Raw genomic sequence first — 22,268 nt, forward strand, 5'->3', positions numbered from 1 at the left:
TTGTATAACAAAAAAGGTGACATCAGTGTGTCACCTTTTTTGTTGAGTGGCAATGAAAAGTTCGCGAAGCGTGCTTTTCGTTGTTATACAGGAAAGTTTTCCGTATTTTAGCCACCGGAGCCGATTTATTTCTGTAACTGCCTTATTTCACCAATCAGTTCGGGAGGCGAGACGACCCTGACCTTGTGTATAAATCCAAGGATAAAGACTGCCGTCCGGTGAAGGTCGGAAGTGTAAAAACGAATTTCACAGGGACTTTCGCCGTCATCCTTATTCCTCTTAAAAAAGGAGGCATCCATCTTGTCCGTCAGTTCGAATGCGTCCTCCGGCTCATATTCCAGGACGACTTCCTCAAAGTCCTCCTGTTCATGCGGCGAAAAGAGTTCTTCCCCATAATATGAGATGAATTCAATGTTCTTTACAGGCCGGGGGCGGAACTGCTGTTCCAGTATATCAAAGCAGACAATCCGGCTCAGCCTGAAGAGGCGGAATTCTTCTTTTTCCTGACAGAATGCATAGAGATACCAGTGGGACTGCTTAAAAACCAGCTTACAGGGTTCCACCATTCTCACAGAACGTGCTCTCCTGGAGATGTATTCTAAACTCACGCAGCGTTTATCGCAGATCGCCCGGTGTAATTTCAGCGCTTTTTCGTGCGTGATGCTGTCACTGAACCAGGAGGAAAAGTCGATTACGTAATTGCTCCGGGAGAAGAAGTCCGTCTCATTTTCAGGCACCAGTTTTGCGATCAGGCTTGTGACTGAGTCATCACCGCCCAGGCTTTTCAGGCCGCTCAGGGCGGTAAATATCTTTTCCTTATCACCGTCTGAGAGCATCTGGTTATTTAACTTGTAGCCCTCTATAACCGATACGCCCCCTCCAAATCCGGGGCAGGAGGTGATGGGGATTCCGGCGCGGCTTAAGGCATCCAGATCGCGGAAAATGGTCCGTCTGGAAACCTCGAAACGGTCGGCAAGTTCCTGGACCGTAATCTGCTCCGTATTTGCCAGAATGGAAAGCAGGCCCGATAATCGGTCGATTTTCAAAATATTCCTCCTCTCATGGAAATTGACATTTTATATTGCTTTATTGTGCTATAAAGGGAGGGAAAAGTCAAACCGTTCCGGTAAAGCAGCAGCTTCGAAACCAAAAGCGGCACGATCCTGTCAATTCTTTCCAAAGCCTGTATTTTTCTGACGTTTCTATTAAGTCCGTTGTAAAAGAATATCCCGCATGTTAAAATTTTAGTAAATATCAGACCAGAGCGTGTTTGAAAATGTGACGCACAGCTGACGGAAAGCAATTTTCAAACACGCTCTGGTATCCGGAGGAAGGAAATATGGAACTCAAGTACGAAATATATAAGGAATGCGGCAGCCTTTGCAAGCCCAATAACGGCTGGACCAAGGAGCTGAACCTGATAAGCTGGAACAGCAGGGAGCCGGTCTACGATATCAGGGCATGGTCGGAAAACCACGAGAAGATGGGAAAGGGAGTCACCCTGACGGCCGGGGAACTCAAAGCGCTGAAAGAACTTCTGAACGGTATGGAACTGTAAATCAGAGGTGGGAAACGGCACGATGTACATTTAGACAGGATAATTTTGATAGGATAAGATTGTATTGAGAGGTAACTCATGAAGGATGCAATTCTTGAAAAGGGCGAAAGCTGGTACACCAACATGGCGGATGTTTTTCGGGCGCTGGACGGCGCGCCGGTCCTGTACAACTGGCTGATTACGGACTATGAGACACTTCCGCTGCCCAAGGAAAAGTGCGGAGGAATGGCCGGAAGTAATTACTGCTGGATGACGGGAGAAGAGCTGACGGAGTTTGTCATGCAAAACAGACAGATGCAGTGGGTATGGGCCGTGCTGTCGGGGTTTAAAAGAACGGTTCACCTTGATGAGATTCTAAAATTTCCCCTGCCGTATGCCGACGGATATCCCGGTTTCTGGAAGAACCCGGTTACCATGCAGCATCCCCTGGCAGAGGTGGAAGTGACGGCCTGGGACAGCGCCTGCACGATGATAATCAGCAGAAATGAAAAGATGGTGGATGATTTTATGGCTGCGTATCCGCTTAGCCGGACGCTAACGGAATATAACAGCCCGAATGGAGAAAATGAGTATGCCAAATGGTGGTTATCAGCTCATAGATGAGAAGAACTGGAAGCGGGCAATGCACTGTCAGGTATTCAGAAACAACGTGGAACCGGCATTTTGCGTGACACTTGAGCTGGATATCACGGATTTTTTGCAGAAGGTGAGGGAAAATCGCGATTCACTCACGCTGGCGCTTGTATATGCGGTTTCCAGGTGCGCCAATGAAATCGAAGAATTCAGATACCGGTTTGTGGACGGCATCCATATTGGAAAACTGATTGATTTGCTTCAGAATTACCTGAACGAAGGATAAGTGTTGCAGAAGAGGGAGGAGATATTATGAAAAACAGGAACACAATACGGAGCATACTTCTGCTTCTCGGTATTGGTTTTCTGCTCACGGCGTGCGGCAGTTCGAGTGCGAAAACAAGCGCTGCCGGTAATGCACAGGAGGCCATGCTGTATCACGAGATTCCACAGGCAACCGAGGCGGCCCAGGCGATGAAGGATGAATACAGACCGGATTCATCGGAAGAGACGGACACGGTCACCTCATCCGGCGGGATTCAGCCGGTGGACACACAGAGGAAATTGATACGCACCGTGTCCATGAGCCTGGAATCTACACAATTTGACTCACTGATGGAAAGTATCACTAAAAAAGTAACGGAACTGGGCGGATACATAGAAAATTCTAATATCTCGGGCAGCAGCATCCGCTATGGCAGCGATCGGAACCAGAGAAGCGCACAGATTACGGCGCGCATTCCGGCCGACAATCTCCCGGCCTTTATCACCGAGGTGGAGGAGAACGGAAATGTGACCGGGAAACAGGAATCTGTGGAAGACGTCACCCTGAGCTATGCCGACGTCGAGAGCAGGAAAAAAACGTTGGAAGTGGAGCAGGAACGCCTGTGGGAACTTCTTGAGAAAGCCGATACCACGGAGGCCATCATCACGCTGGAATCCAGACTTTCCGAGATACGCTACCAGTTGGAGTCCTATGAGTCCCAGCTCCGCCTTATGGCAAACCAGGTTTCCTACAGTACCGTAAATCTGTATGTCGATGAAGTCAGCTTATTTACACCGACCAAGGAGGAGACGGTAGGCCAGCGGATCAGGAGAGGTTTCCTGGAAAATCTGGAGAGCGTAGGAAAGGCCCTTACCGACCTTCTCGTATGGCTGATTTCCACCAGCCCCGCTATCGTACTTTGCCTGGCCGTGTTCTTTGTCATCTGGATGGCGGTGAAAAAATATGCAGGCAGAAAAGAGAAGGACCAAGGGGAAGAAGGAATGAAGGAAAATAAGAGATTTTTTAAACGGAAGAAATAAGGGGTTAATTGAGGAATGAGAACGCCGCCGGGACGGTCGGGGGGCGGGATGGTGAGAGGGAGGGGATGAGTCTTCAGTCCCGGGCTGCAGGTTGTCGCGGGTGGGGAATCCGGGCAGAAAAAGTTCCTGCGGGAAACGCTTTCGCTCTTTGGAGTACGTAGCGGACACTAACCTCGAAAAAACCTCGGTAAGTGCCGACGTACTCCCAGGTTCCCTCCGGAATCTTTTTCTCCCGGATTCCCCACAGGAAAGTTATGGCCGGGACTGAAGACGCGAAGGTTATCGCCATCCCGAATCCCGGCCTGCGGCCGCTGATTTGTTCTTATTCCTTCAAAGGGGGGAGGTATTGTCGCTGCCACTACATTTCCTCGAATTTCAGGAGAATGCCACCCTATATTGTCAAGTGATTTTCTGTATGGTATTCAATTGATGAATCTGAGCTTTGGCGCCTGACCTATCCCTGAATAACCATTGAATTATTTGATTCATCATTAAATTTAGCTTTGGATTTTTCTCTGAATCCAGCCCGAAATACCTTCATAAGGTAAAAGATTCACGACTACATAGTGGCCGCGACAATACCTCCCCCTTACTTGACGAAAGAGACAATCAGCCCCTGAAGCCGGCGGACGGGGCAACACCCTTCGCTGAGTCTTCAGTCCCATCGACAACCTGCCGGGGGAAGGAGGAGAAAAACTTTCCGGAGGGAGACCTTGAAGCCCGCCGGTGCTTAGCGAGGTCCTTTCGAGCTTAGCATCCGCTGCGCGCTTCACAAGCGAAAGCGAGTCCCCGCAGGAAAGTCTTTCTCCGGATTCCCCCTCACCACAACCTACAAACCGGGACTGAAGACTCATCCATCCAACCCACTCCCCCGTCCGCCATCTCACAGAGGCGTCCCCGCATCTCAACTAAATCCCTCACCGCTTCACTTCAAACTTATACCCAATGCCCCATACCGTCGTCAAAGCCCATTTGTCATGATCCTTGATCTTCTCGCGCAGACGTTTAATATGTACGTCAACCGTTCTGGTATCTCCGATATATTCATACCCCCATATGTGATCCAGAAGCTGTTCCCTCGTGAAAACCTGATTGGGGGAAGAGGCCAGGAAGTATAAAAGCTCCAGTTCTTTCGGAGGCATCTCGATGGAATGCCCGTTGTAAATGACGGAGTAATTGGTCAGGTTTACAATTAAATCCGGGTATTCGACGAAATCGCCATGTTGGTCCGTGGGCTGTGGAGCCGCCGCAGGCGGAGCAGCCTGGTAACGGCGGAGGACGGCCTTTACTCTTGCAACCAGTTCTTTGGAGTCAAAGGGTTTAATCATGTAATCATCCGCACCCAGTTCTAAACCGAGCACCTTGTCAAAAATCTCGCCTTTAGCGGACAGCATGATGATAGGGACCTGCGAGGAGGCCCGAAGCTCCCGGCAGACCTGATACCCGTCGATTCCGGGAAGCATCAGGTCTAAAAGTACCAGGTTAGGTTCAAAGACCGGGAAAAGCTTCAGCGCTTCCTCCCCGTCTCCGACAATTCTTGTCTCAAAACATTCTTTTGTCAGATAAAGTGAAATTAATTCTGCGATGTTGTAATCATCATCTACGATGAGGATCCGCTGTTTTTCTGCCATTTCTGTACCCCCTACTTAAATGTAACGATAGTAACACCGGTATCGCCTTCACCGAATTCACCAAGGCGGTAATCTTTAACATATTTTAAATTCTTCAGATGTCTGTGGACGCCTGCTTTCAGTGCGCCGGTGCCGCGTCCGTGTACGACCCTGACCTGCGGAAGATGGGCCAGATAGGCGTCATCCAGGTATTTGTCAAGCGCCGGCACCGCCTCGTCGACGGTCATCCCGATCAGATTAATCTCAGGAGAAACGGAATAGGATTTAGACATCTTGATTTTGCTGCTGCCGCTGCCACCATTTTTGCTTCCGGAGCTGCGCGGGCCGCCCTGTGGGATTCCGGGGCCGCTGATGGAATTGTCGTCCACCATCTCCAGATCCCTGATGTTGACCATGGATCGGAGGATTCCCATCTGGACATAGAGATCACCCTTTGCGTTTGGAAGGGAGCTTACCGTACCCTTGAGGTTCATTGAGAGAACCCTCACAGTGTCTCCGAGCCTGAGTGACTTCGGGGAAACCGCTTTTTTCGGAGCTGCGGGTTTTATTGCAAGTTTCTTATCCACGTCGTTCAGTTTACTTCTCAGCTTGGTGCGTTCCGCCTCCAGTTCCTTGCTTACGCCGGATTCCCTGGACAGCTTATTGATGCTGCGGATTGTCTGATCCGCCGTATCTTTGGCATCCTGGAGAATAGCCTGAGCCTCCTCACGGGCCTTTGCAAGCATCTTTTCCTTCTGCTCTGAAAAACGTTCTTCTTTCTGTTCCAGGCGTTTCTTCAAAGTTGCCACCTGTTCTTTATAAGAGGCGATTTCCGCACGCTCTTTTTCGATCGTGACACGGTTGTCCTCCAAATCGGCCAGCAGGTCTTCGAAGGACTCATCCTCCTTCTCAATATGCTTTTTTGCATCTTCTATAATGTAATCGGGAAGTCCCAGCTTTTTGGAGATCGCAAATGCGTTGCTCTTGCCGGGGATACCGATCAGAAGTCTGTAGGTTGGGCGGAGCGTTTCAAGGCTGAACTCACAGCAGGCGTTTTCAACGCCGGGGGTGGTCAGTGCAAAGACTTTGAGCTCACTGTAATGGGTGGTTGCCATAGTCCGGCATGTCATATTGTGAAGGAAATTTAACACGGCAATGGCCAGTGCGGCTCCCTCCGTCGGATCGGTTCCGGCTCCCAGCTCATCGAAGAGACAGAGGGAATTGGAATCCGCCTGCTCCAGGATCGAGACGATATTGGTCATATGGGCGGAGAAGGTACTGAGACTCTGCTCAATGCTCTGCTCGTCGCCGATGTCGGCAAACACTTCGTCGAAAACGGCCAGTTCCGAACCGTCGAACGCCGGTATGTGGAGGCCTGCCTGTCCCATCAGGGTGAAAAGGCCAACTGTCTTTAAGGAAACGGTTTTACCGCCGGTGTTGGGACCGGTTACGATCAGAAGATCGAACTGGTCTCCCAAATAAATATTGATGGGCACAACCTGCTTCGGATCCAGCAGCGGATGGCGTCCGTCCTTGATATTGAGGTACCTCCTGTTATTAAACTTAGGTTCTGTACAGTTAAAATGCCTGGACAGGGCGGCTTTGGCAAAAATAAAGTCCAGTTTTGCCAGGATTTCCAGGTTAACGGCGATTGTTTCGGTATAGGGAACCAGTTCGCTTGAGAGGGCGGCCAGTACAAATTCAATCTCGCGTTTTTCCTGTATTTCCAGTTCGCGCAGTTCGTTGTTCAGTTTCACTATGGCCATCGGCTCAATGAAGATTGTGGAACCGGTGGAGGACTGGTCGTGCACCATGCCGGCAACCTGATTCTTATATTCGGATTTAACCGGAAGGCAGTAACGGCCGTCACGCATTGTGATTACGGCCTCCTGAAGGTAAGCTCTGCTGGAATTCAGGATAGAGTTTAACTGTGTGTGGACGCGGCCTGCAATAATCTTCATGGATTTACGGACTTTGGAAAGTCCCGGGCTGGCCTCGTCACTGACTTCATCCTCAGAGACGATACAGCGTTTGATCTCCGCATTGACCGGGGTTAACGGTTCCAGAGTCCGGAACATCTCATCCAGGGAATCATCCGTAAGATCCGATTCCTCGTGACGCCCGTAGGCCTTGGCCCTGGCGGTCACGGTCAGAAGGGAGCTTATGGCGAGCAGCTCGATGATGTTTAAGGAGCTTCCGATCTCCAGACGTTTTAAAGAGCCGCGCACGTCCCTTACGCCTCCGAAGGAAAGGCCGCCCTTCATGCGGACGCGGGATACCGCATCCGTAGTCTCAGTCTGGTTCTGACGTATCTCTTCCAGGCTGCATGACGGAATCAGCTCACGGCAGAAGGTCTTACCCATCTCGGTCGATGCATATTCCTCAAGCTGGCTGATAATTTTATTGTATTCTAAAGTTTTAAGTGCTTTTTGATTCATTTTAATTCACCTTGTATAAAAAAATTAAGTTAGGGGTTCAATATTTGCTGAGCTGAAATAATGACAGCCGTCACAGGTTGGCTGCCATTCGGTCCGGGATATAATGTCTGCTACGCACACATTATATCATATCCAGTTTCTGTTGTGCCACCCCTTAATTCCGTCCTTTTTCTTAAGATAGGGGAAAAACGTGTCGTTTGATGAAAATTTATGCCGATTTTTATGAAAGAGGAGAAAACACGGCCGTTTGGCATTGATACCATAATGGTAGTATCGCCGTATTCGCCTTGACTCAGATGTCGCAGGAGTAGTAAAATACAAGATAATACGACAGGCTGCATATGGGGCGGCAAGGGGTGGGGGAGTATATGGATATCAAGCAACTGAAACGTTTCTTAGATTTGTGCGAGACAGGCAGTTTTACCAGAACGGCGGAAAACATGTTTCTTTCACAGCAGGCGCTCAGCACCTCCATGAATATCCTGGAGGAAGAGTTGGGCAAGATGCTGTTTAAACGCACCTCCAAGGGCGTCATTTTGACAAAAGAGGGAAAGGTGCTGAAGGAACTTTGCACCCCTCTGGTTCAGAGTTTCGACGAGATGACACTGGAACTCAACCGGCGTTTTAACAATGAGAGGGGGCATCTGGTGATCGGCCTGGCCCCGGGAGTTTTGCAGGCGAGTTCCCCGGACATGCTGCTGCGGTTCCGTTATGCTTATCCCAATTTTGATTTCAGGGCTGTTGAAAGTCCGGATACGACCTGCGTCGATAACGTCTTAAACGGCTCGGTTGATCTGGCCTTCTGTCCGCGGCCCCATGATGAATCGGAGGTAGAGTATCTTCCCCTGAGGGAAGAAAAGCTCTGTGCGGTAATCAACAGGAACAGCCCGCTTGCCTCACTGAAGGCGCTGGGGGTGGAAGATCTGAAGGAGGAGAAGCTGGTTTCACTAAATAAATACTATCAGATTTATTATAAAATCCTGGACTGGTACCGCCTGCACGGGCTGGTTCCCGACTTTGCAGTGGAATCGGGGGAAATCAGCATTCTGCTGAGCATGGTAAAGATGGATACGTATGTATTTATATGTATGGACCACATTGCCGAGGACATGGATAAAAACAGTTGTGTCAGAGTACCCATTGCCGATGACAATTTTGTATGGCAGTACGGAATTGTCTATAAGAAGGGGAAAAAACTGGATCACAGCGCCAAGGTATTTATCGATTTTGTCAACAATAATTCACACCGGCGTCTGTAGGCGGATGCCGGTACCTGCCCGACAGCCGGGAGAAGGCCGCCGGGCAGGTTTATGGAGGGCCAAATGAAACCGGGCTCTTTTTTTATTTAGCAGGTTTTGCGGTAAAGACGGTAGTTTTCCGCAAAAAGTTACCGATTCTCGGTACGGTAATTGTGACGGACAAGTGTAACTTGTCATGCAGGCACTGTTCCGTGAACAACATCACCTTTTGTGGCAGGATCACGGAAAAACACTGCGGGATCTGGTGATTGAGGCAAAGCAAATGGGATTTCTCATTACTATGGAAATTTTTACACGCCTGCTTATAAAGACAAGATGTGGGGGATTATGCGGCACGATGCGTTTCCTGAGCAGGTTGAATGGTAAGAGTCCGGGAATGGTAAGAGTTCCAAACATTAAATGCATGCTGCGCAGAATTTGTTTGCCAATCCATGAGGGGAGAGTGCAGGCGGTAGAATCCGGCTGCACTCTCCCTTTCCTTTCTCAGATACGGCACCTCCTTTTTCCCGAATTGCCGTATATTGATTACCTCTGAAAAGGGACTTTGAAGCCGGGAGTAACAAATTTTACTTGTGATAGGCACTCAATCTATGGATTTTACATATAAGAATCCACAGATTATGATGGAACCAGATGCAGCACGGTAAAAAAATCGGCACTCCCGGTTCAAAGGAGGGGGCGGAAAGGCAGAAAAAAATGAGAATACTGGATCGTATGGAAAGATTCCCGGGAGGGATGGTGGTGATACCAATGTTTGCCACGGCGCTTGTGAATACGCTGTTCCCGCGGGCGCTTGAAATAGGGGGAGTGACTACGGCGCTTTTTAAGGACGGGACGCTGGCAATTATTGGCATTCTCTTGTTTTTTTCAGGAAGCCAGCTCAAGCTTTCCAGTCTGGGAACGGCGCTTAGAAGAGGCGGCATTTTAGTCGGAGTCAAAATCCTGGTGGCCTTTGCAGCAGGTCTTTTTATGATGAAATACTTTGGTCCGGAAGGTTTCCTCGGAATCTCCACACTGGCCCTGGTCACGGCCGTATCCAACAATAATCCGGCCGTTTACCTTGCCCTTGTGAAGAAATACGGTGATGATATCGACGCCTCCGTATTTGGCCTTCTGTGTCTGATTTCCATGCCGGTCCTGCCCATTGCGGTGCTGGGGCTGAGCGGTGGGGGCTTTGACATCAGGGAAATCATTACGCTTCTGGTGCCCTTTCTACTTGGAATTGTGCTGGCAAATCTGGATAATAAAATAGCGGAACTGACGGCCGGAGGGACTGCTATTATGCTGCCCTTTATCGGCTTTTGTTTCGGAGCTTCTGTAAACCTCTTCAGAGCGTTTGAGTCGGTGGGAGCCGGACTTCTGATTCTGCTTATTTACACTGTCGTGACAATGGTTCCCCAGCTCGCTGCCGACAGGCTGCTTGCGGGGCGGCCGGGATACGCGGCGCTGTCGTCTTGTACCATAGGAGGGACTGCCGTGGCGATTCCGGCCATTGTCGGGGAAGCGCTGCCGGTCCATGCCCCCTATGCAGAGGCGGCAGTGGCCCAGCTTGCCCTGGCAATGACGCTGTCATGTCTTTTGACTCCCTATCTTACCGGACTCTGGGAAAAGCGGCGCCGGAGGAGGGAAAAGGGCGGAAGTGATACAAATTTTATTTGTGGCTCCGACTCTTTATAACTGTTGGATTTCTAAGGCGCAGTGTTAGATAATTAAAGCACAGAATAAGTCAGCATTAGTAAATAGATTGGCGCCTGAAAATGCTGGTTTGAATGTCCGGAAAAGAGTCAGATTACTGACGAAAGCATGCTTGATATGAATGAAAGTGAATTGATAACACAAGTAAATCAGGGAGGTAAGGTTATGCAGGTAGTTAAAACTGACATACTTGTCATCGGCGGGGGAATCGCAGGCTGTTTCGCTGCAATCAGAGCGGCGAAAATGGGAAAAAGCGTAGCAATTCTTGACAAAGCCACACTCCGGCGGGGAGGCAGTGTGGGACCGGGCATGGATCATGTGTCCATCGGCGTACATCCGGATTCTATCAGCTATGAAGAAGCCAGAAAATACGCTTCCACATCCAAAAAAGAACTGGTGGATCCAAACGTTACGCTGGCGGTAGATGTTCATGCTTATGAGCGCGTACAGGATATGGAAGAATTCGGCATTCCCGTCAGGGAAGATGACGGAAGCTATTTTATCTGGAGAATACCGGAGCGCCATTACTGCTGCGTTTCATACAGAGGCGTGGATACAAAGGTAAAACTGGGGCAGGCGGTCGAAAAGACAAATGCCCAGGTTTTTGAGAGAACAATGGGAGTGGAACTCCTGAAAAAAGACGGCCGGGTGGTCGGAGCAATCGGAATGAACACAAGGACCGGAGAACTCACGGCATTCCTTGCAAAAGCGACGATACTTTCAACCGGGGAGACGACAAGGCAGTACATTGCCCCGGACGGCCCCTATAATACATACTTTTCACCGACCAACACCGGCGACGCCGAGGCAATGGCTTACAGGGCGGGAGCCAAGATGGTCAACATGGAATTCCTTTACTGGGACTATGTGCTGGTGAGGGCCGGAGGCGGAATCGTGGGGGTGAAGCCCTTTGACAAGATGGCAAAGCTCGTAAACCGCAACGGCGACGTCATTCTGAATACACCGGAAGAGAGCGTCATGCGCTGCTTCTTGATGCAGAAAGAACTGATTGAGGGCCGCGGCCCGCTGTACTGGGATCTGCGGGACCTTCCCGAGGACGTCATAAAGATGCACGAGAGGGAGATGTCCAACGAATACCCAATCACAAAACAATGGTTTAAACAGAGAAAACTGGATTTGAGAAAAGATCTGATACCGATGAAACTGGATCCCTGCTGTATCATGGGAGGCCCGTTAGTAGATGAAACACTGAAAACCTCGGTTCCTGGCCTGTATGCAGCCGGTGCGACGACGGCATTTGCGAGAGCGATTGTAGGAGCCAGCGTAACCGGTGATATCGCCGGTGAACAGGCATCCATTTTTGCGGAAACGGCCGGAGAACCGGAGGTTTCCACCGAGTATCTGAAAGAACTTGAAAATACCATCCTGGCTCCGCTCGGCAGGGAGGAAGGCATTGATCCGAAGGAGCTGGAACTGGCCGCAAGAGGGCTGATCACGGAATACGTGGGATACTTTAAGGACGAAAAAATGATGGAGTATGCACTGGAAAAACTCCTGGATCTCAAGAATAATTTTACGGACAAAATGACGGCGTCAAATCCTCATGAGCTGATGCGCTGCTGTGAAGTCAAAAGCATTATCGATTATGCGGAAATGCATATCAGGGCCTCTCTTTACCGAAAGGAAACGAGGTTCCGCCATCTGGCCAATTATGTGCACTACCGCGCCGACTATCCGGACACCGATCCGAAGTGGGAGAAGTGGGTGGTTGTGGAAAAAGGTGAGAACAATGAGATGGAGCTCAGCACAAGCGAAATTCCGGAATTAAAGGAGGCATAATTTATGAGCGTTAGAATTATTCACGACAATTGCAAAAAATGTAAGGCATGCTATAATCAATGTCCAAACGATGTGATTGGCTGGGATGATAAAAAGAATGCCCCTTTTATAGCATATCCCGACGAGTGCAGCCACTGCGGCGTGTGCGCGCTGGAATGTAAATTCGGGGCCATCAGCCACACCATACCGCTGGCCTGCTGTGATGATATTATGACATTTACGCCTGCCGTCAATAAACCCGATAAATTTGACTGGAAAAAATGGGTTTAAAATCTGAAAGAGGGGAAACGTCTATGAAAAAAGATAAACCGAAACCACGTGAAAAACGTCAGCCAAGTCTGTTTGTTGCTCTTTTACCCATTGTTCTGATGCTGTTTATTATCGGCGTCGGTTTCTCGGTCCTTAAGCTGCCTCTGACCATGGTGCTTTTGATGTCGGGCGCTGCCGCAGGCCTTGTGGCTCTCTATCTCGGCTGTACCTGGGAGGATATGCAGGAAGCGATTTCTGAAAAAGTAGGACGTTCCACCGGAGCCATCATGATTCTGATGGCGGTTGGAATGCTGATCGGCTCCTGGATGATTTCCGGTACCCTGCCGATGATGATTTATTACGGAATCCAGATTATCAACACCAAGTTCTTATATGTCACGGCCTTTTTAGCTACGGCGATTGTAGCCGTAATGTCGGGAACGTCTTACGGAGCGGCGGGCACCATGGGTGTCGTTGTTATGAGTATTGCCGCAACGCTTAACATGTCGCTGCCGATTACGGCCGGAGCCGCTGTTGCCGGAGCCTATTTCGGCGATAAGCTGAGCCCTCTGTCGGATACGACGGTTCTTGCATCCACCGTAACAAATACAAATATTTACGACCATATCAGACACATGCTGTGGACGACGCTTCCAGCCAGCCTTCTGGGCCTTGTTGTGTACCTGATTGCGGGCTTTAACAGCCCCGGCGGAGCCGTAAACTCCGAACTCGTCACCACGATGATGTCTCAGTTCAGCCAGATTTATAACTGGCACATCCTGCTGCTTCTGCCGTTAGCCATCGTCCTGATAGGCAGCGCCATGAAGTACCCGACTGCGCCCGTTATGTTCATATCCAGTGTTGTGGCCTGTATCCTGGCAATGGGAATCCAGGGATTCTCCTTTGTAGATGTCTTCAATTCCTGTGCTACAGGTTTTAAGGTTACTATGGTTAACAAGGCAGGTTTTGATGCCGAGGCGATTATACCGGGAGTATTGAAGCTGGTCAACAGGGGCGGCATCAGCAGTATGATGGAGATGGTATTAATTACATACTGCGCCTATATTTTCGGAGGAATTATCTCCTGTGCTGGCTGCCTCGACGTACTGCTTCAGAAGCTCCAGACCAAAGTCAAAACGGATTCAGGCATTATCTGCAGTACCGTAGCGGCCAGCCTGCTTACAAGCTTGATCGGAGGAGTTTCCTACCTGACAATTATCGTATCCGCCGAGTTATTCGGTGATGTGTACAAGGAGCGGGGACTTGCCTCCTGCAACCTGTCGCGTACGCTGGAAGATTCCGGTACCGTAATCACCGCGCTCGTTCCATGGACGGGCGGCGCTGTATACATGGCGGCCACTCTGGGCGTTGCAACGCTTGACTATCTGCCATGGGCCATCATGAACTATACGGGATTCCTGTTTGCCATCTTCTATGCAATTACGGGTATCAGCATCAAGAGAGTCGCCCCGGAAAAGCCGAATAAGGCGAAGGGTGCGCCGGCGGAAGCCGAGGGCTTATGCGCAGCCGGAGGAGCGGCAGAAAATTAATAGCCAATACTGCATTACTTATTATCAAAACGATATTTAATACTATATTCAGTGAAATGACAGCAAAAAGTATTACCATAGTGAATCAGATAAAAGCGGCGTATGGACGAGAGTCCGGCGCCGCTTTGTGTTTGGAAAGACGCTTTCTGAAATGGTAATATTTTGAGCCGGGAAAATTTTCTTGCATAACGCCACGAAGAAAAGTATAATAGTGTTATGTTGTTCAAAGGAGAAAAAATATGCCGGATACGGAAGGACCTGAGAAAAAAAATCCCGTTAACCGGGAATTTATGAGGGAAAAGATTGTGAAACAGCCGTTGTCTAAAAAACAGATTGCAAAGCGCATCCTCATACTTATGTGCCTTGCGGTGCTGTTTGGCGTGATCTCGGCTGTCAGTTTTGTGCTGGCCAAACCTTTGGCGGACCGTTATCTGGGCAAAGAAGAGACGGAAGAAAGCACATCAATTGTATTTACCAAGGATGATCCGGAGGCAACAGCCGTCAGTACGGCCGAGGAGGAGACGGTTCCCCTGAAGGTCGAAGAGGAAGAGCTTCGGATGGCGATTGAAGAAGCGCTTACCCGCTACAGCTTTACACCGGAGAACCTGAATTCCTTTTACAGTTCCCTTCGCGATGTGGCGGTTCAGGCGGATAAAGGAATTGTAAAAATCAGCTCGGGGAAACAGCAGACCGATCTCTTCGGCAATCCGGTTGAGAGTACCGGTGAATATGCCGGTGCGGTAATTGCCAGGACAAGCGGTGAGTATATGATATTTACCAGCGCGGATGCGGTCAGACAGGCAGATTCGATTTCCGTGACGTTTTTTGACGGAACCAGGGTTTCGGGACAGGCAAAACAGATTGACGAAGTTCTGGACATGGCGGTTATCAGCGTGAAGAGCGGGGAACTGGGAGAAGAGCTCAGAAAAGATGTAAAGGTGCTGGTTCTGGGTAATTCCTACTCGGTGAAAGCGGGCGATATGGTGATTGGAGCAGGCGGTCCGTCGGGACAGGTACACTCCATGACATATGGAACTGTTTCCTATATAGCAAGAAATGTTCAGATGACGGACGGCATTACCAGAATTTTATATGCCGATATCAGCAGTAATTCCAACATGGGTACATTTCTGCTCAATACGGCGGGAGAGATCATCGGATGGACTTCCGAGGATTATAAGACGGAGGAGAGCCAGAAGATGACGGCGGCCGTCGGGATATCCGACTATAAGCCGGTAATTGAGAAGATGACCAACGGGTTCCAGGTGCCTTATTTCGGTGTCAGAGGCCAGGAGGTCAACGAAACCATGGTGGAGAACGGTTTTCCGCAGGGTGTCTACGTGGTAGAAGCGGTGGCCGGAGGACCTGCCTATGATGCAGGAATTCAGAACGGCGATATCATAACGCTGTTCGGTGAGAAAGAGATAACCACATTCAAGGAACTCCAGATGCAGATAGAAAACGCCCATTGCGGCACCAGGGTCAAGGTAAAAATCATGAGAAAAGGCCCGGACGGCTACAAGGAGCTGGATCCGTTTGAAGTGGAAATAAGAGCCAGATAGACGATAGAAGGCTGGCGTAAATGAAGAAGGTAATACAAGAGTACTATGTGGGAGCCTGACTTGTCAGGCTCTCTGTTAACGAGGAGAGAGAGGAAAAGTATGAAATATATCGAGCAGTTCCGCGAGGGGATGCGCATCTCGGATGTGTATCTGTGTAAGACAAAACAGATCCTTCTGACGAAGAATGGAAAAGAGTATGTGTCCATGACGCTTCAGGATAAGACAGGGACTATTGACTCCAAGATCTGGGATCTGAGTTCCCCGGGAATCGGCAACTTTGAAGTGATGCAGTACGTGTTTATCGACGGGGATGTAACCGTATTCCAGGGTTCCAACCAGTTGAATGTGAAGAGAATCCGGAAGGCCGATGAGGGAGAGTACATAGAGAGCAATTATCTGCCGGTCAGCTCCAAAGATATTAAAGAGATGTACCGGGATCTTACCGCACTCATCCTGTCCATGAAGAATCCGTGGCTGAAACAGCTGGCAGGCAGCTATTTTATCGATGACAAGGATTTTGTGAAACAATTCTGCTTCCACTCGGCGGCCAAGAGCGTTCACCACGGTTTTGTAGGCGGACTGCTGGAGCATACGCTGAGCGTGATGAAGCTGTGTGATTACTATTCGGGAACCTATCCGATGATCAACCGAGATCTGCTTCTGACGGCGGCGCTGTTCCACGATATCGGCAAGACAAAAGAACTGTCTGCATTTCCTGAGAATGATTACACGGATGACGGCCAGCTCCTGGGCCACATCATAATCGGTACCGAGATGGTGGGTGAGAGAATCCGCACCATCGCCGGATTCCCGGAAAAGACGGCATCGGAATTAAAACACTGCATTCTGTCCCACCACGGTGAGCTGGAATACGGTTCTCCGAAAAAACCGGCATTAATGGAAGCTTTGGCTCTGGCATTTGCAGATAATACGGACGCAAAACTGGAGACAATGACGGAGCTTCTCAAAAAAGCGGGCGACAACAATGAATGGCTCGGTTTTAACCGTCTGCTGGAGAGTAATGTGAGGAAGACGGCAACAGTTACTGCTCACAGTTAGCATTTCGCGAAGCGTGTTATTGTTCGCAGCACAGCTGCTTTTAGCTGGGGTGTGAACAGTAACAAACGGTGTCTTTGCCGTAACAGAACGCAGTAAATTGGGATTGACGGGGCGGGACTGTCAGATTATAATAGTCTCAACCGGCAGCACAAGCTGCTTCAATCTTCCGGCGGAAAGCAATTTTCAAACACGCTTCAGACCCGGCATGATTCCTGCACAAGCGGGATAGATAGTAAGAAAAAAGTGATAACTGAAAGGTCGCCCGCAGATGGGATGACATTAAAATATGAAATTATACCAGGAAGGTATTTTTGTCCTCAAGGGACAGAGTCTTTTCTGGTATTTTTTTCTGGAAAATTACCTTTAACGGTTGAGTGGTTATGTTCGAATTAAAATGGTTTGAAAGGGGAAACAGGTAATGAAAAAAATAAAGATTACTGCATTTTTGGCCGCTGCCGCCATGGCCGGGCTGCTGCTTACGGGCTGCTCCGGCGGTTCTGAGAAAAGCTCCGGAACTAAAACGGAGACGAATGAGTCCGGAACGCAGGCACAGGAAACGGGAACGGAAGCGAAGAAGGATTCCGTCGTAGTGGTGATGACGACGAACTCCGAACCGGAATCGGGGTTTGATCCGGCGTATGGCTGGGGAGCGGGAGAGCACGTCCATGAACCTCTGATCCAGAGCACCCTCACCGTGACCACACCGGATCTGGGGATTGGGTATGACCTTGCAACCTCCATGGAGGCCTCGGACGACGGAATGACGTGGACCGTCACGATCCGAGACGATGTGAAATTTACGGACGGGGAGCCCCTGACGGCGGAGGATGTTGCATTTACCTATAATACGCTTAAGAAAACAAGTTCCGTCAACGATTTTACCATGCTTGAGAGCGCCGAGGCGGTGGATGGGACTACGGTTGCCTTCCATATGGAGCGTCCGTATTCCATCTGGCCTTACACGATGGCCATAACAGGAATTGTGCCGGAACATGCCTACGGTTCCGACTACGGAAGCAATCCGATTGGCTCCGGGCGGTACATCCTGAAACAGTGGGACAGAGGACAGCAGGTCATCCTGGAGGCCAACCCGGACTACTATGGGGAGGCGCCGAAGATGAAACAGGTGACCGTCCTCTTTATGGATGAGGATGCCGCCTTTGCAGCGGTAAAAGCGGGACAGGTGGATTTGGCCTACACAGCCGCTTCCTACACCGATCAGGAGACGGCGGGATATAATCTGCTTTCCTGCGAGACGGTTGACAACAGAGGTTTCAACCTTCCGGCAATACCGAAGACGGAACTGGACGGCCTCACGGTGGGCAATGATTTTACGGCCGATGTAAGGGTCCGCAGGGCAATCAACCTGGCAATCGACAGGGAAGAGATGATAGGAAATGTTTTAAACGGATACGGCAGCCCCGCGTTCAGCGTCTGCGATAAAATGCCGTGGTATAACGGTGATGCTCAGATTTCATACGATCCCGAAGCGGCGGCCAGGCTGCTGGATGAAGCGGGATGGGTGACAGGCGCCGACGGAATCAGGGAGAAGGACGGAGTGAAGGCGGAGCTCGAATTTATCTATCCGGCGGATGATTCCGTCAGACAGGCATTGGCAGCGGATACGGCTAACCAGTTAAAGGAACTGGGCATTCAAGCTGCCTCCCGGGGAACGGGCTGGGATACGGCCTATGACGAGGCACAGTCACAGCCGCTCTTATGGGGCTGGGGAGCGCATACTCCGATGGAGCTTTATAACATCTACCACACGATGAAAGATACGGGGCTCGCATCTTATTCACCTTATGCGAATGAGACGGTTGACCGGTATATGGATGAGGCGCTGGCAAGCACAAATCTGGAAGGTTCCCTGGAGCTCTGGAAAAAGGCGCAGTGGGACGGAACCACAGGCATTACACAGGAAGGTGATATTCCGTGGATTTGGCTTGTGAATATCGACCATCTTTACTGGGAGAGGGACGGCCTCCATGTGGCCGAACAGAAACTTCATCCCCACGGCCACGGCTGGTCTATTGTAAACAATGTGGATCAGTGGAGCTGGGAATAAGAAAAAAGAGTGATAAGACATCCATCCCGGCGCGGGAATTCAGAATGGCGCTCACTGTTTTGCCGGAAGAGGGCGGAGCAGCGGGCCATTATATAGAATTCCCTGCCGGGATGAACAGGAAGAAGGAAGAAAACAGTGACTGGACGGTATGGTACATTTTTGGCAAAAAGCGTGATACGGATGGTAATACTACTGCTGGCTGTGAGTGCGGCGGCGTTTTTTTTGATTTCCATCTCGCCCGTGGATCCGCTTAGAACAAATGTGGGACAGGCGGCGCTCGGTTCCATGTCGGAGGAACAGATTAAGAGGCTGGAAGAATACTGGGGGGTCACGGTGCCTGCCGGCGAACGGTTTGCAAACTGGTTTTCCGGCATCTGCCGTGGCGACTTCGGCACCTCCCTGCTCTACCGCAGGCCGGTTTTAGAGGTCATCGGGGAGAAATTTGCAAATTCCGCCTGGCTGATGGTGTCCGCCTGGATTTTTTCGGGCGTCGTCGGAACGGCCCTCGGTGTTGTGGCCGCTATGAAAAAGGGAAAGTGGCAGGATAAGGCGGTGACGGCATACTGCATGGTAATCGCCGGTACGCCTGCCTTCTGGCTGGCGCTGGTGCTTCTTTTAGTCTTTGCCATCCGGTTTCCCATTTTCCCTATCGGTTTCAGCGTTCCCGTGGGAGTCGCCGCATCGGAAGTGACGCTTGGCGACCGGCTTATCCATGCCGCACTGCCCGCACTGACGCTCGGCCTGACCGGTGTTTCCAATATTGCCATGCACACCAGGAGTAAAATGATAGAAGTCTTAGAGAGCGACTACATTTTTTATGCCAGGGCGAGAGGAGAGTCCCAGTGGCAGACCGTGAGGCGCCACGGGCTCAGAAATATCCTTCTGCCCGTCATTACGCTACAGTTTGCCTCCATCAGTGAGATATTCGGCGGCTCCGTTCTCGTGGAGCAGGTTTTCTCTTACCCGGGTCTCGGGCAGGCTGCCATTACGGCCGGTCTGGGGAGTGATGTGCCTCTGCTCTTAGGGATTACCCTGATCAGTGCGGCCGTCGTATTCCTTGGCAATTTTACGGCCGATCTGCTCTATTACGCCGTGGATCCGAGAATGAAGCGGGACAGGAAGAGAGCGGCAGGAAAGGGGGAGGTTCTATGAATAACAGAAGAGCCAGAACCTTGACCGCCGTTTTCGCATTTGCCCTGATTCTCTTTCTCGTTGCAGTCCTTGGGCATATCTGGGAGAGTGACGCGCTGGTAACCGATTTTTCCAGAAAGAACTTAAAACCGTGCGCCGACTATCTCTTCGGCACCGACTGGCTGGGGCGGGATATGCTGAAGCGGACGGTGGCCGGTCTTTCCATGAGCATCCGCCTCGGTGTCGTAACGGCTGCGTCCAGCGCGGTAATTGCCCTGGTTCTGGGAACGGCGGCTGCGGTTCTCGGGAAGGCGGCCGATATGGCGGTGTCGGGACTGATTGACACGATGATGGGAATTCCCCATATGCTTTTACTGATTTTAATTTCATTTGCCTGCGGCAAAGGTTTTACCGGGGTGGCCATCGGCATTGCCCTGACACACTGGCCTTCCCTGGCAAGACTTATCAGGGCCGAGGTCCTTCAGCTTAAGGCCAGCCAGTATGTGAAGATTTCGGAACGGCTTGGAATGGGCAGGTGGAGGATAGCGGCCGAACATATGCTGCCGCACCTAATTCCGCAGTTTCTCACCGGTCTGGTCCTCATGTTTCCCCACGCGATTCTGCATGAGGCGTCCATCACCTTTTTGGGCTTTGGCCTTCCGCCGGAGGAACCGGCCATCGGCATTATTCTTTCGGAGAGTATGAAGTATCTGATCACCGGGAAATGGTGGCTGGCCGTATTTCCCGGTGCGGCCCTGGTGGCGACGGTCCTCATTTTCCAGGGGCTGGGACAGAGCATAAGCAGCCTGCTGGATCCGGGGAGCGCCCATGAGTAGCGCGGACCGGTGGGTGCAGAGCGGCCGGTAACGGAAATTGTGATGTTACTGTCCACGGGTAATATCACGCAAGGTGCGAACATAAATCGTGACAGGGAGGAAGTAATATGCCGAATGAAACAATACTGGAAGTCCATCGGCTGGGGATTTCATTTACCCAGTACGGGAAGGGACTCAGCCGCCGGACGCTTACCCCGGTTAAAAATCTGAACCTCACTCTGCGCGAAGGGGAAATGACGGCAGTCGTGGGAGCCAGCGGTTCCGGAAAAAGCCTGCTGGCCCATGCGATTCTCGGCATCATGCCGTATAACTGCCGGGTTACCGGGGAGATCCTGTACAGAGGTGAGCGCCTCACTGAAAAAAGGCTGGAATCACTGCGCGGAGGCGAGATTGCCCTGGTACCGCAGGGCGTATCCTATCTGGATCCTCTGATGAGGGTCGGAGAACAGATAAGAAAAGGAAAAAAAGACGGCGTTTCAAGGGAGAGATGCAGAGAGCTGCTTTCGCGGTTCGGCCTGGATGAAGCGACGGAAGAACTCTATCCCTTTGAACTGTCGGGAGGAATGGCAAGGCGGGTCCTGATCGCGTCGGCCCTGATGGAGAATCCGCGCCTGGTGATTGCGGACGAGCCGACACCGGGGCTGGAACTGAATACGGCCAGACGCGTCATGGGACATTTCAGGGAAATTGCCGGCGAGGGCGCTGCGGTCCTGTTTATTACCCATGATCTGGAACTGGCACTGGAAACAGCGGACAGAATTATGGTATTCTATGAGGGAGAGATTATAGAGGAAGTAACGCCGGAGGATTTTAACTGTCCGGAGAGACTCACACATCCTTACACAAAGGCGCTATATTATGCGATGCCGGAACACGGTTTCACAGTGCCCGAATACGGAGGCGCAGTGTCGGGAAATGGAGTCCAGGCGCCGGATGGAGCCGTGGAAATGGCGCGTTTGGAGGTGATGCGGTGAAACTGGAAGCGAAAGACATTTCATTCCGCTATGATACCGGAAGCCGTCAGATTTTAAACAGGGTGTCCATCTCGGTTGAGAGCGGGGAGCGCGTCGGAATTGCGGCGCCCAGCGGATTCGGGAAGACCACATTCTGCAAGATTCTGGCAGGTTATGAGAAACCGGATTCAGGGACGGTCCTGCTTGACGGAACGGAGCTTGTACGTTTCAGAGGAAGACTGCCGGTCCAGATGATATGGCAGCACCCGGAGCAGTCGGTGAACCCGCGCTGGAAGATGGCGCGCGTCTTAAAAGAGGGAGGCCGGATTTCTTCGGAATTACTGGATAAACTGGGAATCAGGCAGGAATGGCTTGACCGTTTTCCCTCGGAGCTTTCGGGCGGTGAGCTGCAGCGTTTCTGCATTGCAAGAGCGCTCGGAGAGGGAACGAAAATTCTGCTGGCGGATGAGATAACAACGATGCTTGATATGGTGACTCAGAGCGCCATCTGGCATGCACTGATAGAAGAGACGGAAAAGAGGGGAATCGGAATGCTGGTGGTCAGCCACTCCGACAGCCTGACGGACAGAGTCTGTACGAGAAAGATCAATTTAGTGTAGTG

The 22,268-nt window shown here is 50.9% G+C and carries 18 protein-coding genes and 1 pseudogene; 16 read left to right on the top strand and 3 right to left on the bottom strand.

Translation table 11 applies throughout. The annotated features are described in order from the left end of the window. Window positions 1–125: 125 nt before the first annotated feature. On the bottom strand, window positions 126–1,046 hold the full coding sequence (locus V3C10_02910) for a YafY family protein (protein WVP62789.1): 921 nt from the start codon (window positions 1,044–1,046) through the stop codon (window positions 126–128). Between the two features lie 293 nt (window positions 1,047–1,339). Between V3C10_02910 and V3C10_02915 the strand changes: the two genes are divergently transcribed. The 4 genes and pseudogenes from V3C10_02915 to V3C10_02930 all read left to right on the top strand — a co-directional run bounded on the left by V3C10_02915 (window position 1,340) and on the right by V3C10_02930 (window position 3,436). After that, window positions 1,340–1,558 carry a PC4/YdbC family ssDNA-binding protein gene (locus tag V3C10_02915; protein ID WVP62790.1) on the top strand — a complete coding sequence of 73 codons (219 nt, stop codon included), beginning with the start codon at window positions 1,340–1,342 and terminating at the stop codon, window positions 1,556–1,558. Between the two features lie 78 nt (window positions 1,559–1,636). Further along, the gene (locus V3C10_02920; GenBank protein WVP62791.1) at window positions 1,637–2,161 is read left to right on the top strand and encodes a hypothetical protein; all 525 of its coding nucleotides are present in this window, start codon (window positions 1,637–1,639) and stop codon (window positions 2,159–2,161) included. Continuing rightward, a pseudogene (locus tag V3C10_02925) lies at window positions 2,130–2,411 on the top strand (CatA-like O-acetyltransferase). Before V3C10_02920 ends, V3C10_02925 begins: the two are co-directional and overlap by 32 nt. A gap of 32 nt (window positions 2,412–2,443) precedes the next feature. Further along, on the top strand, window positions 2,444–3,436 hold the full coding sequence (locus V3C10_02930; protein ID WVP62792.1) for a DUF4349 domain-containing protein: 993 nt from the start codon (window positions 2,444–2,446) through the stop codon (window positions 3,434–3,436). Window positions 3,437–4,353: 917 nt separating this feature from the next. On the opposite strand, the gene V3C10_02935 is transcribed toward V3C10_02930, so the two are convergent. Further along, window positions 4,354–5,067, bottom strand: a complete 714-nt coding sequence (locus V3C10_02935) for a response regulator transcription factor (protein ID WVP62793.1) — start codon at window positions 5,065–5,067, stop codon at window positions 4,354–4,356. A gap of 11 nt (window positions 5,068–5,078) precedes the next feature. Then, a complete protein-coding gene (locus tag V3C10_02940; GenBank protein WVP62794.1) occupies window positions 5,079–7,484 on the bottom strand; it encodes an endonuclease MutS2 in 2,406 nt (801 codons plus the stop codon). Between the two features lie 368 nt (window positions 7,485–7,852). Between V3C10_02940 and V3C10_02945 the strand changes: the two genes are divergently transcribed. The 12 genes from V3C10_02945 (at window position 7,853) to V3C10_03000 (ending at window position 22,266) form a co-directional block, all read left to right on the top strand. Continuing rightward, on the top strand, window positions 7,853–8,743 hold the full coding sequence (locus V3C10_02945) for a LysR family transcriptional regulator (protein ID WVP62795.1): 891 nt from the start codon (window positions 7,853–7,855) through the stop codon (window positions 8,741–8,743). A 696-nt stretch (window positions 8,744–9,439) separates the two neighbouring features. Next, a complete protein-coding gene (locus V3C10_02950; GenBank protein WVP62796.1) occupies window positions 9,440–10,420 on the top strand; it encodes a 2-keto-3-deoxygluconate permease in 981 nt (326 codons plus the stop codon). 183 nt (window positions 10,421–10,603) lie between these two features. Then, window positions 10,604–12,238 (top strand): FAD-dependent oxidoreductase, encoded by a 1,635-nt coding sequence (locus tag V3C10_02955; protein WVP62797.1) that lies wholly within the window; start codon window positions 10,604–10,606, stop codon window positions 12,236–12,238. 3 nt (window positions 12,239–12,241) lie between these two features. After that, window positions 12,242–12,508 (top strand): ferredoxin family protein, encoded by a 267-nt coding sequence (locus V3C10_02960; GenBank protein ID WVP62798.1) that lies wholly within the window; start codon window positions 12,242–12,244, stop codon window positions 12,506–12,508. A gap of 23 nt (window positions 12,509–12,531) precedes the next feature. Next, complete coding sequence (gene nhaC / locus V3C10_02965; GenBank protein WVP62799.1) at window positions 12,532–14,037, top strand: Na+/H+ antiporter NhaC; 1,506 nt, start codon at window positions 12,532–12,534, stop codon at window positions 14,035–14,037. 239 nt (window positions 14,038–14,276) lie between these two features. Beyond that, entirely contained in the window at window positions 14,277–15,599 is a 1,323-nt protein-coding gene (locus tag V3C10_02970) for a trypsin-like peptidase domain-containing protein (GenBank protein ID WVP62800.1), read from the top strand. Between the two features lie 99 nt (window positions 15,600–15,698). After that, window positions 15,699–16,658, top strand: coding sequence for an HD domain-containing protein (locus V3C10_02975; GenBank protein WVP62801.1), 960 nt, complete (start codon window positions 15,699–15,701; stop codon window positions 16,656–16,658). Between the two features lie 418 nt (window positions 16,659–17,076). Next, on the top strand, window positions 17,077–18,726 hold the full coding sequence (locus V3C10_02980; protein ID WVP62802.1) for an ABC transporter substrate-binding protein: 1,650 nt from the start codon (window positions 17,077–17,079) through the stop codon (window positions 18,724–18,726). Window positions 18,727–18,906: 180 nt separating this feature from the next. Continuing rightward, window positions 18,907–19,878: an ABC transporter permease gene (locus tag V3C10_02985; protein ID WVP64564.1), complete on the top strand. Its 972-nt coding sequence runs from the start codon at window positions 18,907–18,909 to the stop codon at window positions 19,876–19,878. Next, entirely contained in the window at window positions 19,875–20,693 is an 819-nt protein-coding gene (locus V3C10_02990) for an ABC transporter permease (protein WVP62803.1), read from the top strand. Before V3C10_02985 ends, V3C10_02990 begins: the two co-directional genes overlap by 4 nt. A gap of 107 nt (window positions 20,694–20,800) precedes the next feature. Next, window positions 20,801–21,667 carry an ABC transporter ATP-binding protein gene (locus tag V3C10_02995; GenBank protein WVP62804.1) on the top strand — a complete coding sequence of 289 codons (867 nt, stop codon included), beginning with the start codon at window positions 20,801–20,803 and terminating at the stop codon, window positions 21,665–21,667. Continuing rightward, the gene (locus V3C10_03000; GenBank protein ID WVP62805.1) at window positions 21,664–22,266 is read left to right on the top strand and encodes an ATP-binding cassette domain-containing protein; all 603 of its coding nucleotides are present in this window, start codon (window positions 21,664–21,666) and stop codon (window positions 22,264–22,266) included. Before V3C10_02995 ends, V3C10_03000 begins: the two co-directional genes overlap by 4 nt. Window positions 22,267–22,268: the final 2 nt, after the last annotated feature.

The organism is [Clostridium] symbiosum (genome assembly GCA_036419695.1).
In the GTDB taxonomy this organism is placed as follows: domain Bacteria; phylum Bacillota; class Clostridia; order Lachnospirales; family Lachnospiraceae; genus Otoolea; species Otoolea symbiosa_A.

Excerpts from the sequence above, each read along its gene's own strand:
- V3C10_02915 (WVP62790.1), top strand. The coding sequence starts at position 1,340 with ATGGAACTCAAGTACGAAATATATAAGGAATGCGGCAGCCTTTGCAAG.
- V3C10_02920 (WVP62791.1), top strand. The coding sequence starts at position 1,637 with ATGAAGGATGCAATTCTTGAAAAGGGCGAAAGCTGGTACACCAACATG.
- V3C10_02930 (WVP62792.1), top strand. The coding sequence starts at position 2,444 with ATGAAAAACAGGAACACAATACGGAGCATACTTCTGCTTCTCGGTATT.
- V3C10_02935 (WVP62793.1), bottom strand. The coding sequence starts at position 5,067 with ATGGCAGAAAAACAGCGGATCCTCATCGTAGATGATGATTACAACATC.
- V3C10_02940 (WVP62794.1), bottom strand. The coding sequence starts at position 7,484 with ATGAATCAAAAAGCACTTAAAACTTTAGAATACAATAAAATTATCAGC.
- V3C10_02945 (WVP62795.1), top strand. The coding sequence starts at position 7,853 with ATGGATATCAAGCAACTGAAACGTTTCTTAGATTTGTGCGAGACAGGC.
- V3C10_02950 (WVP62796.1), top strand. The coding sequence starts at position 9,440 with ATGAGAATACTGGATCGTATGGAAAGATTCCCGGGAGGGATGGTGGTG.
- V3C10_02955 (WVP62797.1), top strand. The coding sequence starts at position 10,604 with ATGCAGGTAGTTAAAACTGACATACTTGTCATCGGCGGGGGAATCGCA.
- V3C10_02960 (WVP62798.1), top strand. The coding sequence starts at position 12,242 with ATGAGCGTTAGAATTATTCACGACAATTGCAAAAAATGTAAGGCATGC.
- nhaC (WVP62799.1), top strand. The coding sequence starts at position 12,532 with ATGAAAAAAGATAAACCGAAACCACGTGAAAAACGTCAGCCAAGTCTG.
- V3C10_02970 (WVP62800.1), top strand. The coding sequence starts at position 14,277 with ATGCCGGATACGGAAGGACCTGAGAAAAAAAATCCCGTTAACCGGGAA.
- V3C10_02975 (WVP62801.1), top strand. The coding sequence starts at position 15,699 with ATGAAATATATCGAGCAGTTCCGCGAGGGGATGCGCATCTCGGATGTG.
- V3C10_02980 (WVP62802.1), top strand. The coding sequence starts at position 17,077 with ATGAAAAAAATAAAGATTACTGCATTTTTGGCCGCTGCCGCCATGGCC.
- V3C10_02985 (WVP64564.1), top strand. The coding sequence starts at position 18,907 with ATGGTAATACTACTGCTGGCTGTGAGTGCGGCGGCGTTTTTTTTGATT.
- V3C10_02990 (WVP62803.1), top strand. The coding sequence starts at position 19,875 with ATGAATAACAGAAGAGCCAGAACCTTGACCGCCGTTTTCGCATTTGCC.
- V3C10_02995 (WVP62804.1), top strand. The coding sequence starts at position 20,801 with ATGCCGAATGAAACAATACTGGAAGTCCATCGGCTGGGGATTTCATTT.